Annotated in this window: 12 protein-coding genes and 1 pseudogene; 7 read left to right on the forward strand and 6 right to left on the reverse strand. The window is 68.6% G+C overall.

Annotated features, from left to right (window positions below; translation table 11 throughout):
* Nucleotides 1-11: 11 nt before the first annotated feature.
* Nucleotides 12-806 (reverse strand): DUF4386 domain-containing protein, encoded by a 795-nt coding sequence (locus tag FRW57_RS02560; RefSeq protein WP_203230186.1) that lies wholly within the window; start codon nt 804-806, stop codon nt 12-14.
* A 75-nt stretch (nt 807-881) separates the two neighbouring features.
* Nucleotides 882-1,601, reverse strand: coding sequence for a DUF4389 domain-containing protein (locus FRW57_RS02565; protein ID WP_137123397.1), 720 nt, complete (start codon nt 1,599-1,601; stop codon nt 882-884).
* A gap of 126 nt (nt 1,602-1,727) precedes the next feature.
* Here FRW57_RS02565 and FRW57_RS02570 point away from each other — a divergent pair, with 126 nt between their 5' ends.
* Nucleotides 1,728-2,075 (forward strand): helix-turn-helix transcriptional regulator, encoded by a 348-nt coding sequence (locus FRW57_RS02570; protein WP_137123396.1) that lies wholly within the window; start codon nt 1,728-1,730, stop codon nt 2,073-2,075.
* 645 nt (nt 2,076-2,720) lie between these two features.
* On the forward strand, nt 2,721-3,509 hold the full coding sequence (locus FRW57_RS24305; protein WP_238999260.1) for an SDR family NAD(P)-dependent oxidoreductase: 789 nt from the start codon (nt 2,721-2,723) through the stop codon (nt 3,507-3,509).
* Between the two features lie 56 nt (nt 3,510-3,565).
* Here the strand turns inward: FRW57_RS24305 and FRW57_RS02580 are convergent.
* Nucleotides 3,566-6,124: pseudogene (locus FRW57_RS02580) on the reverse strand (aminotransferase class III-fold pyridoxal phosphate-dependent enzyme); the annotation flags it as partial.
* Entirely contained in the window at nt 6,115-6,261 is a 147-nt protein-coding gene (locus FRW57_RS24740) for a hypothetical protein (RefSeq protein ID WP_274381655.1), read from the reverse strand. The pseudogene FRW57_RS02580 and the gene FRW57_RS24740, both read right to left, overlap by 10 nt.
* On the opposite strand from FRW57_RS24740, the gene FRW57_RS02585 reads away from it, so the two are divergent.
* The gene (locus FRW57_RS02585) at nt 6,260-6,883 is read left to right on the forward strand and encodes a class I SAM-dependent methyltransferase (protein WP_152185220.1); all 624 of its coding nucleotides are present in this window, start codon (nt 6,260-6,262) and stop codon (nt 6,881-6,883) included. The genes FRW57_RS24740 and FRW57_RS02585 overlap by 2 nt on opposite strands.
* A 485-nt stretch (nt 6,884-7,368) precedes the next feature.
* On the opposite strand, the gene FRW57_RS02590 is transcribed toward FRW57_RS02585, so the two are convergent.
* Nucleotides 7,369-8,313: an ATP-binding protein gene (locus FRW57_RS02590; protein WP_162529235.1), complete on the reverse strand. Its 945-nt coding sequence runs from the start codon at nt 8,311-8,313 to the stop codon at nt 7,369-7,371.
* A gap of 676 nt (nt 8,314-8,989) precedes the next feature.
* On the opposite strand from FRW57_RS02590, the gene FRW57_RS02595 reads away from it, so the two are divergent.
* The 3 genes from FRW57_RS02595 to FRW57_RS02605 all read left to right on the forward strand — a co-directional run bounded on the left by FRW57_RS02595 (nt 8,990) and on the right by FRW57_RS02605 (nt 11,621).
* Nucleotides 8,990-10,342 carry a hypothetical protein gene (locus tag FRW57_RS02595; RefSeq protein WP_152185214.1) on the forward strand — a complete coding sequence of 451 codons (1,353 nt, stop codon included), beginning with the start codon at nt 8,990-8,992 and terminating at the stop codon, nt 10,340-10,342.
* Between the two features lie 106 nt (nt 10,343-10,448).
* Nucleotides 10,449-10,640, forward strand: coding sequence for a hypothetical protein (locus tag FRW57_RS02600; RefSeq protein WP_152185215.1), 192 nt, complete (start codon nt 10,449-10,451; stop codon nt 10,638-10,640).
* Between the two features lie 6 nt (nt 10,641-10,646).
* Nucleotides 10,647-11,621 carry a hypothetical protein gene (locus FRW57_RS02605; RefSeq protein WP_152185216.1) on the forward strand — a complete coding sequence of 325 codons (975 nt, stop codon included), beginning with the start codon at nt 10,647-10,649 and terminating at the stop codon, nt 11,619-11,621.
* Between the two features lie 675 nt (nt 11,622-12,296).
* Here the strand turns inward: FRW57_RS02605 and FRW57_RS02610 are convergent.
* Complete coding sequence (locus FRW57_RS02610; protein ID WP_137123483.1) at nt 12,297-12,500, reverse strand: hypothetical protein; 204 nt, start codon at nt 12,498-12,500, stop codon at nt 12,297-12,299.
* Between the two features lie 232 nt (nt 12,501-12,732).
* On the opposite strand from FRW57_RS02610, the gene FRW57_RS02615 reads away from it, so the two are divergent.
* A partial coding sequence (locus FRW57_RS02615) for a hypothetical protein (RefSeq protein ID WP_203230187.1) occupies nt 12,733-13,177 on the forward strand: 445 nt, incomplete at its 3' end.

Consider the following 13,177-nt stretch of genomic DNA (forward strand, 5'->3'; position numbering starts at 1 on the left):
GAACTGGTGTGTTAGGCGACCGGGAGACCGTCGGGGAATGGGGTGGACGGGGCGTTGGTGGAGGTCAGCGGTGTGGGCTCGAAGCCCTTGACGATCAGCCAGAGCCCGAGGGAGAGCTCGAACGCAGCGACGGGCAGCGCGGCGAGGGCGGCGACCGGGGACACGTTGGGGTAGGCGCCGAAGAAGACAGCGATGTCGGAGGCCAGCAGCAGCGGGGCGCCGACGAAGGCGACGATCGGCAGGATGCGGGGCACCAGCCCGGACCGGTACAGCACGTAGCCCAGAAGCAGGTCGCAGGCGACGGGCATCAGGCTCTGCGAGAGCAGGAACGTCCAGGTGTAGACGGCGACCAGGCCGTGACCGGTCGTGACCAGTGCCGCGGAGTTGGCGCCGGCGGTTCCGGCGACGTCGGTGCGCAGCGTGATGATCGTCAGCAGGCTGATGACGCCGACGAAGATGAGGCAGGTCTCCAGGAGGCGGGCGGTGACGAACCCCAGGGCGGCGGTCTGGCTGACTCGCTTGGCGATCGGATAGAGCACCACGGCGGTGCCGATGCCGGCGATGCCGACGATGACCTCGGAGGCGGCGCCCCAGAGCACGCCGGTGTCGCTGCCGGCGCCCAGGATGAAGGTGCCGACGTGATCCTTGACGGGCTTGTAGAGCCCGAGGGTGGGGATGGACACGAAGGTGAGGACATACAGGATGCCGGCGGTCAGGGAGATCCTTCTGTTCGGCTCCATCCGTCGGCGCGGGATGACACGCCCCGCGGTCGGTGTCGTGTGGGGGGTGTGGGTGGCAGCAGTCATGTCGTGCTCCCTGTGTGTGCGTGTATCAGTCGGGCTGGGTCGTGCAGGGCGTCGTTCGCGCGCCGGGCACGGTGGTCATGGGACGACCGGAGCGGGGGTCAGCGGGGTCGTGTCGGGCGCGGCGGCGGTGGGGGGTTCGGTGCCGCCGATGTCGAGGCGGAACGGCGGGTACTGGTCGGTCATCAGCGCCGCGTAGGCGGTGACGCGCAGTACCCAGCGGTTCATGCCCATGACCAGGTCGTAGAGGCCGCGGGGGTACCGGCCGGCGAACAGCAGGGCGAGGGCGGCGATGCAGACCAGCAGGCCGATCAGGCCGCTGCCGTACGCCCATGCGTTGTGGTCGCGTGCCTGGTTGTAGCCGGCGAAGGCGCCGCCGGTGAACACGCCGATGATCAGGTAGTGCGGCAGCGCGAGCAGCCACCACTTGACCAAGACGAGACCCCGGGAGAGCGACGCTGGGTACTCGACGTCGAGCCGGGCCGGGTAGTCCGGGTCGTCGGCCAGCCTGAACGGCGGGTAGCGGTCGGTGCCGAGCGCGCTGTAGGAGTAGTAGCCCACCCGCCAGCTCCAGCGCAGCACGCCGACGTTGAAGTCGAAGATCGCCGGCGGGTAGCGGCCGGTAACCAAGATCGTGAAGAACGCGGCGAGCGACAGCACGAGGAAGGCGGTCCACAAGAAGAACAGCACGATGGCGTGTGGGATCACCAGCAACCACTTGACCAGCCACAGCCAGCGGCTCAGGTGTGGCGACAACTCTCCCTCGAGGCTGAGCGGGTATGGGGACTGTCGCGCCATGAGAACGCCCTTCCACGGGTACGGGTGCCGGCGGTGGGGTCGGTCTGGTCGACCCCATAGACGCTACGCTGCCACATAAGACATGTCAAATTAAACATGTTCTGTATCACGGGTAGGATGGGAAGCATGGCTGAATGGGGATTCATGACCAACCACCTGCACGCGCTCTACTGCGTCGCGCGGCACCCCGGGATCCGGATCGTCGAGATCGCCGAGAGCGTGGGGGTCCGCGAGCGGGCGGCACACCGGCTCGTGTCGGACTTGGTGGAGGGCGGTTACCTGACCCGCCGCCGGGTAGGCAGTCGCAACTTCTACGAACTGCATCCAACCCTGCCGCTCCGCCGCGAAGGCCTCGACGAGGTCGCGGTCGGTGAGATCCTCGAAGTGCTGCTCAGACAGGCGCCAGAAGCCGTCCGCGACTCCGACGCGCCCGCGTCGGCACACCCCGGCGGAGACCAACCCATCGACCGCTGACCAGGCGAGGACTGCACGCCGCGGCCCGGCGACACAACTGTCGCGGCGCCACGGCCACCGGTAAGGCGTCTCGCGGGGCGAATCGCCTACGGGAGCGGCACCGGTCGTCGGTGCGCCGCCGTGGGGCGTCCGCGTGCCGATCACCTAGACCGAGTCTGGCCAGACACCGGCCCTACGGGAATCGTCTAGCAGCCGCGTTTGACGAGCGGTGCTGCGCTCGGCTGAACGCCGATCGGGTACCTCCGCTGCTACTCGAGGGACTTCGCCCTGCCAGCGGATCGGATGCCTGCGCGTTTCTCCGCGGAGTGGGGCCAAGATTCGCCGAGACCAGTGGGGTGGAGGAGTCGTGTCGTGACCGCCAAAGACACTGATGTCGATTGCCGGCCCAGATCAGCGCGGGTTTCGTCGAGTTTTCCCCAGATCCGGCGAGTCGTGGAGCAGTGATCCGCCGTCACCTCCTCGTTTTCGGTGATCGAGGCAAACCCAGCCCAACGCCAGCCAGGTCCTCGTCATGGCGGTCGAGGAGCCAAACGGGGCACGCGACCCAGTCCTCGCGATCGCAGCGACCGTGAGCCACCAGCAGCCGCGGCTGCCCCGGCCCGGCCGGACTCGACCAGGAGCACGGCATCTGGCAGCATCCGTGCCGTGGTGACGACGGGACTGGACCTGACCGGCCGGGTCGCGCTGGTGACCGGTGCGGGCAGCCCCACGGGCATCGGCTTCGCGGTATGCCGGCGGCTCGGTGCGCTCGGCGCCGCCGTGGTGCTGACCGCCACTACCGACCGGGTGCACGACCGTGCGGGTGAGCTGGCGGAGTCTGGAGTCCAGGCCACCGGCCTGGTCGCCGACCTCACCGATCCGACGGCTGCGCAGACGGTGGTCGCCGCCGTCACGAGCCGGTGGGACCGGTTGGACATCCTGGTCAACAACGCGGGGATGACCTCCGTCACCGACAGCGACGCGCTGTCCGGAGGCGTCGACGGGCTCGGGTACGACGAGTGGCAGCACAGCCTGCGCCGCAACCTCGACACCGCTTTTCTGACGACCCGCGCGGCCGTGCCTGTCATGCGCCGGTCCGCGTGGGGTCGGATCGTGATGGTCTCCAGCGTCACCGGACCGGTGATGGCGATGCGGCAGGACGCCGGCTATGCCGCTGCCAAGGCCGCGATGGTCGGGCTGACCCGGTCACTGGCCGTCGACCTCGCTGCGGACGGGATCACCGCCAATGCCGTCGCGCCGGGCTGGATAGCCACCGGCTCCCAGACCGACGACGAGCGGCGAGAGGGCCAGGTCACTCCGGTGCGCCGCAGCGGCACCGCTGACGAGATCGCCTGGCCGGTGGCGTGGCTGTGCACTCCCGGCGCGGCGTACCTGAGCGGCCAGTGCCTGGTCGTCGACGGCGGCAACTCCGTGGCCGAGCAGCGGGCGCTGTGAGGCCCGACTCGCACTTCGCGGTCACCGGAGCGCAGCCAGGTGGCCGTCAGCGCGTCGGTGAGCAGGTCGACGTGCTCGTCCCCGAAGACCAGCGGCGGGCGGATCTTCAGGGTGTTCCGGCCGGGACCGGTGCGACCGATCAGCACCCCGCGCTCGCGCATGCCGTCCACGATCCGGCCGGTGCGCTGCGGGTCCGGCCGACCGGTCGCTGGGTCTACGACGTCGGCACCGACCGCCAGTCCCCAGCCGCGCACCCCGGCCACCTCGGCCCTGTCGGCGGTGACCTCGCGCAACGCCTCGACCAGGTGAGCGCCCACCGCGGCGACCCGGTCGACGACCCGGTCCTGCGCCAGCGTGCGCAGCACGGCGAGGGCGGCGGCGCAGGCGGCAGTACCGCCGCCGAAGGTGCTGAAGTAGTCGGTGCCTTCGAGGAATGGGTCGACGAGGTCGGCGGGACCGGCGACCGCGGCGACCGGGTAGCCGTTGCCCATCGGCTTACCGAGGGTTACCAGGTCGGCCGGCACGTCCCCGGCGACGAAGCTCCACAGCGAGTCGCCGGTGCGGCCGTGACCCGCCTGAACCTCGTCGGCCACGTAGAGGCCGCCCGCGTCGTGGACCGCGGCGGCCGCCGCAGAGGTCCAGTCGTGTGCCGGCCCGTGGATCCCGTCGCTGGTGAACACTCCGTCGACCAGCATCGCCGCCACGCCGAGTCCCGCGGCGTGCAGGTCCTCGGCCGCCTCGGGCACGGCGGACAACGGCCCGGGTGGCGGCTCGACCAACCGCATGTGGGCGGGACGGTCGGCGGTCCCCCAGCTCTCCGGCGAGAACGCGTAGGTGGCCTCGGTGACTCCGTGGTAGGCCCAGCTGGTGGCGATGCCGCCCGCGGCGCCGGTCGCGTGTCGAGCGATCCGCCAGGCCAGGTCGTTGGCCTCGCTGCCCGAGTTGACCAGCAGCACCCGGTCGAACCGGTCGGGCAGTGTCGCCAGCAGCCGCTCCGCGAGCTCGACCGGGGCCTCCTGGAGGTAACGGCTGTTGGTGTTGAGGGTCGCCAGCTGGGAGCAGACCGCGTCGACCACGGCAGGGTGGGAGTGCCCGAGCACCGGCACGTTGTTGTAGGCGTCGAGGTAGCGGCGGCCACCCACGGCCTCTAGGAACACTCCTCGCCCACCGACCAGGTGCACCGGCCGTGCGTAGCTCAGCTCCAGCCCGCCTAGAGACCGCGCCCGGGCGTCGAGCAGCTCCTCGGTGGCCCGGCGGGGGTAGGGAAGCCCTCCTCCGCCGTACGACGGCCCGGGCGTGCCGGTTCGCAGGGCGGTCGTGAACCGGCCCGTCAGAGCGTCCAGCCCGACGTCGAGCATTAGCCCGAGCTGGTGGTAAGCCTCGTCGTCGATCTGCGGTGCCCAGCCCTGCTCACGAGTCCGCCAGGCGGTGATCAGGATGGCCGCCGCGTTGCGGGCGGCCATCAGGTCGGCCACCAGCGCCAGCTCGCCCGGTTCGAGCGGGGTAACCGAGTGGTACCCGGCCAGGAACTCCGGTACCAGCTGGAGACCGTCCTCCCGACCGCTCAGCCCGTCGGAGGCGGCGACCGCCACGTCGCAGACCAGCGCGGTGTGAGTCATGTCCCCGAAGTCGGTGATCCCGGTGATCGTCGAGGAGTCGTCGACGAGCACGTTGCCCGGGGCGAGGTCGTTGTGCACGACCTGTGCACGCAGCGCCGCCAGATCCGGGACCACCCGGCGCTCGAAGCGGTCGAGCACCGCCTCGACCGTCGGCCGCCGGCCCGCGTCGACCGCGGACAGCCATGGCCGCAGCTGCGGCAAGCGCCGGATGTCCCAGGCGATCGGGTACGCCGCGGCCGGGTGCACGAAACCGCGCAGCGCCCGACCGAGCCGGGCCGCCGTGCGGCCCCAGTCCCGCAGCTGGGCGGGGGCTAGGTCTGCCGGCGTTGGATGCCGGCCCTCGAGCCAGGTCATCACCCAGGCCAGGGAACGGCGGCCGTCCCGGCCGGTCACCTCCAGCCACCCCCGCCCGTCCTGCGTGGGGACGACGTCGGGCACCGGCAGGTCGGGATCGACAGCTCGGATATGGCGCAGCGCCGAGCGCTGCAGGTCCAGAACCGCCTCCCCGTCCGCCGGGTTGTACACCTTGAGCAGGTAGCGACCAGCGACCGTGTCGAGCCGGAAGTTGCGGTCCCGCTCGCCATGCAGCGGCGTGAGCTCGCCCGCCAGGCCCCAGGAGCTGCCAAGGCACGCGTGCAGCACGTCGAGGTCCGGATCGGGTGCGGGCAGGCAGAGCGGGTCGTTCGTCGTGGCGGTCACCGGGCCATTATCGCGGCCGCCCCGGCCCGAGGCCCGCTCCTGCTCGAGCAGGTCGATCACGGTGGCGGCCGGCAGGGGCCTGTGCAGCGGCGCAGCGTGCTCTGCGCTGCTGCCGGCTAACGCAGCCCGGAAGGCGTCGTCGGCACCGCTCTCGGGACATGCGGCGAAGGCCGTCCCCAGCCGAGCCGCGACCGCACCGAGCTCGATCATCGCGCGCACGCCGTGGCCGTCCATGACGCCACCTGCCGCGACCACGGGCAGGTCGGGGCGATCCGCGAGAAGGCGGGTCAGCGCCACGGTCCCGAGCAGGTCGTCCTGGCCGTCAGGGTCGAAGACGCCGCGCCCCCCGCCTCGAAGCCCTGGGCCACGACGGCGTCGACGCCCGCCCGGTAGGCGGTCGCGGCCGACAGCGCCGCGGCTAGGGTCAAGCACATGCACGAGCGCATGCGGTTCGACGACGAAGCGGCGACGTGGGACGACGACGCGAGCCACGAGGAGCGACAGGTTGCGGTGGCCCGGGCCATCGAGGAGGCCGTGACCCTCGGCCCTCGGATGCGCGCTCTCGACGTCGGCGCAGGCACCGGTCGGCTGAGCATCTTGCTCTCCGATCGGGTCGGCTCTGTTGTCGTGACCGACCCCTCGGCTGGAATGGTGCAGGTAGCACAGGAGCGGATCGAGGCGGCCGGACTCAGTGACCGCCTGCGCGCTGTGCAGGTAGACCTCACGACAGAGCCGCTCGGTGGTGCCTACGACGTGGTGTGGAGCTCCATGGCGTTGCACCACGTTCAGGACCTGGATGGGCTGCTGCGGTCCCTGGCGGGGCTCCTGGTCAACGGTGGTTGGCTGGCCATCGCGGACCTTGACGAGGATCCCGACGGCGCCTTCCACGCCGAGAAGGTCGACTTTGACGGACATCACGGATTCGACAGGCAACGCCTGGCGGAGCAGTTGGCCGACGCCGGATTCGCCGAGGCCAGCTTCGTTGACGCCAGCACCATCCTCAAGGGCGACCGCGAGTTCGGCCTGTTTCTGTGCACGGCGACCAAGGGTGCATGAGCCCAGCGGAGCTGGCTGAGTGGGACAAGAGGTTCCGTGCGTGGCAGCCTTCGATCCCAGGCCGCTGCGTCAACATTGTGAGGTGCCCCATTCCGCCGCGATCCGCCCTTGTCATTGGGGCCTTCCACCGAGCGTCGAATAGATGCGCGCAGATCCCGTCGAACTCGACGCGCCGCCGCCAGGTCGGTGCGCTCGCGAGGTACTCGTGGGGACTGCTCCCCCGCCGCACTCTCCCACATGATGGGTGCGCCGCATGCCTCGACAAGCCCTGGCGCTGCCGCCACCGCTTCCACTTCGCCCGTGGCGTCGACCAGCAAACCGCTGGCCCCATGAGCTGATGGCGCAAGGTACGACCGGTGACGAGCCGCGGGTGGTCGTCGATCAACTCGGGACCGCTGCTCGAAGGCGGTGTGAGGTTGCTGAGGCAGGATCGTGATGCTCCACAGGCGCCGGTTCGGTGCCCGTGCAGGACTCCTCGTGTCCGCTCACTGCCTGGCGGGCGGGTGAAGCATTGATCGACCAACGGGTGACGTCGCCGACTCGAGCACGAACCACACGGTCATCCCCACAGCGTCCAGCTCCGAGCCCCACCTGCTCGAGAACGCGTCCACCAGCTGAAGCCCACGACCGTGCACGGCCAGCGGATCCACCCTGACGTTGCTGGGATCGACCACGACGGTCGAACCGCCGTCGCGAACGGTCGTGGTCAGGACGCCGCGGTCGAGCACGACGCGAACCTGGCAGCCGGCATCGGTGTGGATCATCGCGTTGGTGACCAGCTCGCTCAGGCACAAGATCGCGTTGTCGACGGTGTCCTCCTCGACGCCCCACGCTGCGAGGGTCCTCCGCACAAAGCGGCGTGCCTCGGCGACCGCCCGAGGGTCTGCGGCCAGCGAGCGGGTCGCCGCGTGGGCGCCCTGCGGCACCGCCTCGGCGCCGAGGGATCTGCCGGCGTGAGTGCTGGCCCGCTGGACCCGGCGCAGGTCAGCGCCCAGCCGTGCCCCCAGATCCTCCAGCTCGGTCCGTTGTGGATGGTCGAAGCGCTGCGGGGTGTCGAAGAACAGCGCGTATGCGCCCAGGACCTGGCCGGCGGCGAAGATCGGGACGGACGCGAGCGCGTGCGTCTTCGGGGTCTGACGGTCCGTGAACGCCCGATAGCGGCAGGCGAGGTCCTCCAGCGAGCCCACCACCGCCTCGCCGGTGCGCACGGTGTGGTTCAGCGGCACATCCTCGTAGGCGTCGACCTCACACCATTCGACGCGGCGCTGCTGGTCGCGGTCACTGGCGGTAAACAACAGCCGTCGCCCACCACGCTCGGCCAGCGCCAGCCCCGCCCGATGGACACCCGCCACGCGCCCGAGCCGCGTGAGCGCAGCCCGCGCCCACGCCTCCCCGCCAGGGACTGGCCTGCCCACCACCGTGTGCGCCACCGCGTCAGGATACGTGGACACTCGACTCGCACCGTCACCGCTCGGGGACTCAAAGCTCAGGACGATACGACGAGCAGAGGGGGGACTTTTACTTGGCCACCAACGGGGACTTCACCTGGCCACAGTGGACACTTTTTCATGGCGCGGGACACGCTCCTAGCCATTCGTGACTAGTCAAAGGGGATTTTCTTCTGGTTCTCATTAACTATCGCGGGACGGAGTTCGTAAAGATTCGCCCTAGAAGGGTGGCTGGGTCTGTCCTTGCAGGCTTTCGCGGAGCAGTATTGCTGGTGGTGGAAGGGGCGCACCGAAAGTAGCATCGCTTGCCGATTCTGTTGAGCGGAATCGTGCGCCGGGTCGCGTCACGTGGCGCTCTGGATCTCGGTGGTCCTCGAACGAGTCCACTGGCGAATTCTTTGGCGGAATGGGGTGGTACATGGCTTCGTTTAACACGTCTCGATGGCTGTCCTGCTCTGGTAGTTCGTTCCAGGTGGAGGTCTCGGGCCGGTTTACACATCTCGGGTAGGTCGCGCCAGGTTGGCGTGACGCGTGTCGGCTCGGCCCAAGCAAAGAGCAGTATTGGCAATTGCGGGCAGTGTCGACGACATTCTTCACGATCCATTATTCGGGCTGCTTAATCGAGCATGCCCACAATTCCCTTTCGTGACGGAAAGGCTTGGGCCAACAGGGTGACTTCAGTGCGCCCTGGACCAGAGGCTTCGCTGTCGCGGAAAAGAGCATTTTTCCTGAAAGGAAAGTCATGACGTCAGTGGACGATCAACTGTTCGGTCAGACCTATCAGCAGATCCTGTCCGGGGTGCTGGGTGGCGAGAGCGAGAACTTCCAGCTCATCTATCCCTACCTGGACTGGTGGTGGCCAACGGCGCCGAGCGGGCAGATCTCGCCGCAGGCCCTGAGCCTGTTGAACTCCGTTCCCCAGTGGTCAGCGGTGGGCCAGTTCGACCCGTCTGGCGCCACACTGCTCAACGCCTACCAGCAGACGCTTCAGCACGTGAACCCGACGATCCCCCCGGACCAGCAGCAGGCGGTAACCAACGCGCACAACCTTCTCATCGCGGCACAGAACCAGCGCCAGAACGATCTGACCGCACGCAACCAGGCATGGTCTCAGGCCAACGCCAATCTCCCGGCCGGCGTGCCGCCACCGGTGTGGACCGAGTGGGAAGTGCAAAGCGGCTGGGCGGGCACGCTGGCCAAGGACGCCGAAGCGAACGCGACCGCGCAACGCAACTACGCCCAGGCCGTCGGACAGCAGAGCCCGACCCTGACCAGCGCCCTGGCCGCCGCGACCCCGCCCGCGACGCCCAGCACGATCACCTCCGGTTGGACGACGGTCAACCAGGGCGACGGGTCCCTGGTGTCGGCACCGGCCTACTCGATGAGCACGAGCAGCGGTCAGGACTGGGTCAACCTGCTCTCGCAGGGCGGCGGTAACCAGGTCACGATCAAGATCGGGCAGGGTCAGGGCAGCTACGACTTCAGCAAGTCGTGGGCCGGCGGGAACGCCAGTGTCGATTCCTTCTTCTGGGGAGTGAGCGCGGGCGGCTCTTGGCAGAAGTGGGACCTGGACGAGTCAGACCAGTCGGTCTCGGCCACCATCAACCTGACCGCAACCAAGGTCATGGTCTCGCCGGGTAACTGGTACAACGGCGGTTACCTCAAGACACTCGCGGGGACCGGTGAGTTCTACAGCCCCTGGACCGCCACCGGCGGGGCGTCGCCGATCTTCGGCAAGGGCGGCCTTCTCCCGCTGCAGGTCGTCGCCCTGGTTGCCGGCTACCAACCCTCGTACGAGATCACGATGAGTGCCAGCACGTACAGCCAGCACGTCGAAAAGTACGAGGCGTCCGCTGGGATTCGCATCGGCCCCTTCCGCTTCGGTGGCAGCGGCGGACACGAGTCGAACACGATCGAACGGGGTGACTCGACCACCAGTTTCAAGGGCAAGTCGACGGCGACCTACCCGTTTCTGATGGGGATCGTCACCGCTCAGCCGGGAATCTCCTAGGCACCCCGCACGGATCTCCCTGGCCCTCCCGGGCCTCGACGCTGAGCGCCTGGGGGTCAGGGGCTTCGCCAGATAGTCACGCAACACTCACGAACAGGAGAACTTCATGGGCAGCCATGACAAGACGTGGCTCGTCGCCAACGGCGGCGACGGCGAGAGATACTGGGCGTACTGCAGGAAATACAGCGACGTGTTCGAGACCGCTTTCAAGGCCCAGGTGCGGGCGCGAACCGGTGATTGCCGGACGGTTCACTGGTCATCCAGTGAACCCAGTAACGGCACCGAGATTGAGATCTGAGTGTCGATGACGTCACCGGCGCTGGCCGCGTTCGCCGGAAGTCTCGCCACGAGACTGGCCACCGACCTCGGTGCCGCGGCCACGCCGATGACGTCCACGATGCAGCTCCTGATCCCCTCGACCTCATGGAACTGGCCGACCGATGCGAACGGCACCAGCTCGGCGGCTCTGTACGACTTCTGTTCGTGGGTGCCAGCATCCAACTCCTCCGGCCTGCCGTTCGCGCCTTCACCGACCCGGTTCAGCGACGGCTACAAGCTCTTCCTGCGCTGCCTGCAATCTGACGAACTGACGACAGCGGCCCGCGTGGCATTCCAGGACGACACCTTCTACACCACCGTCTTGTTCGCAGGCTCCGGGCAACCCAGGATGCCCGCCTGGAACATCTCACAGTTCCCGCAGACCTGGCTGGCCGACGTGGCCGGTGGGTCATCAACAGCGGGCACCATCCACGTCAAACTGCCGGCCCAGGGCGAGCCGCAAGGCGGAACCGGCGGACCGACCTGCTTCGCCCTGGTGTCACCCGAGGGCGCCGACACACCGATACCCTTGGGCGCCGGCCAGGGACAATCGGTGGACATCCACGCCGACGCGTGGGGGCAGATCTCGGTCCGGCCATCGGGGTGGTACGACGGCGCGCTCCTGACCCTCAAATCCGGCGGCCCGTTCCTCACCGGCAACGCAAACACGTTCTTCGGAGCCGACGGCATCCTGCGAAACATCCTCACCGGACTGTGCGTCGCGCTAAACCCCACCATCACCGCGTCAGTCACAGCAGACTTCGCCGCCAGACTCCACCAAGCTCAACGACCCGGGTCGACCCTCCGGGTGGCAGGGCTCCACTTTGACACGTTCGAAACCAGCGCCGATACCACTCGAGCCGAAGCCACTACCCGGCTCACTGCCTCCTCGGCACCTATCCAACCGCACGCGGTGATAGTCGGGGTCACCATCGCATCCCTGACCAACCACGCCACCTGAGCGCGCCAGGCCGCGGAAGCTGGCGCGTGCTGAAGGCCGCCCTGAACCAATCAAGAAGACTCTGACTCCCCTGACAGGGCGGGCCAAGCGGCCTACCGTTGCCGTATAGGCAATGAAGTTCTTGGGGCAGCCATGACTCGTACTTGCTGTTGGGTGGCTCGCCGGCTGTGGCAACCCCGAGCAGTCTCCGGCCAACAACCCGTCCGTGGCGAGGCAAGCGTCCACTGCGCAGACACGCACCACTGTCAGTGGTGCTTCCGTAACTCAAAAGTCAAAAGCAGCCGCAGAGGCGAAGGCCACCAAAGCGGCCCAAACGCAAGCGAAGGCAGCCGCGCAAGCCAAGGCAAGAGCAGTCGCGCAGGCGAAGGCAGCCGCGCAAGCCAAGGCGAGAGCAGCCGCGCAGGCGAAGGCGAGAGCAGCCGCGCAGGCCAAGAAGCTGGTGCCGCCGAGAGCTGTGCACACGGGCTGCTTTCCGAAGACCAACGGCGGAAACTGCTACGAACCGGGTGAGTTTTGCCGTAAGTCGGACCGCGGCCTCGTCGGCATTGCAGGAGACCATGTGGCGATCGTCTGCCGCGACAACGACGGCTTGCGTTGGGAACCTCGATAATCCACGAACCGCAGGCCCGGGTTGTCTGGGACGCCAGCACCGGGACGCAGCGGCGGGATGGATGTCTACGAGACCTTACGCAGCACGAACGCTAATGCCGCCGTGAGAGCGACGGTCTGGGCCAGCCGCCCGGGGCTGAACGGGGACAACCCCACGAAGGCGGCCACGGAGGTGCCGACGCCCTCGATCGGCCTGTTGGCGGAGGGAACCTCCTCGACGTAGACGCCCGGAGTCAGGTAGGTGCCCTTGTGTTTGTCCTTCTCGCCCATGGTGACCTCCGTGGACCAAGGATGTACTAGTGGGGACGCCGATGCAGCCAAATGGTTAGGCGGCCACCGGCTCGGACGCGGCTGGCCACCTCCGGCGCCCAACCCACGCCGGACAGCAGCCACCCGGCAGACCATCGACATCCTGACGCCGGCGGCGGCTTGGGCCGTTCGGCATTCCGGACGAGCCGACCGTTTTGTGCAGGGACCGGGGGCGGGAAACTACTCTGAGTGGATGAAGGGTCGGCAGGCCAACCTCTTCCTGCTGGTGATCGTCCCGCTGGCCGCGTTGTCCGGCGCCGTCATGTTCCTGCTCGGCAGCGGGCCAGTGTGGCCGGTAGCCGTCCTGCATGGCGCGGTGGGCCTGGCGGTGCTGGTCCTCACCCCGTGGAAGTCGGTAGTGGTCCGTCGCGGCTTGAGACGGACGCGGCGCCGGGGTTCGGGGACGTCGCTGGCCTTGACGGGTGTGGTGGTTCTGGCCCTGGGCACGGGTCTCGCGCATGTCGACGGTGCCCTCTTGGCGGACTCTCCGGTGACCACGATGCAGCTTCACGTCGGTGCCGGGATTCTTGCGCTGGTTCTGCTGCTGGCGCACGCCCGACGGCGACGGGTCCGCGTACGCCGGGCCGAGGCCTCGCGGCGCACGCTCCTGCGTGTGGCGCTCGTCGGGCTGGCGGCCG

This window comes from Segeticoccus rhizosphaerae (genome assembly GCF_009192725.1).
Lineage (GTDB): Bacteria > Actinomycetota > Actinomycetes > Actinomycetales > Dermatophilaceae > Segeticoccus > Segeticoccus rhizosphaerae.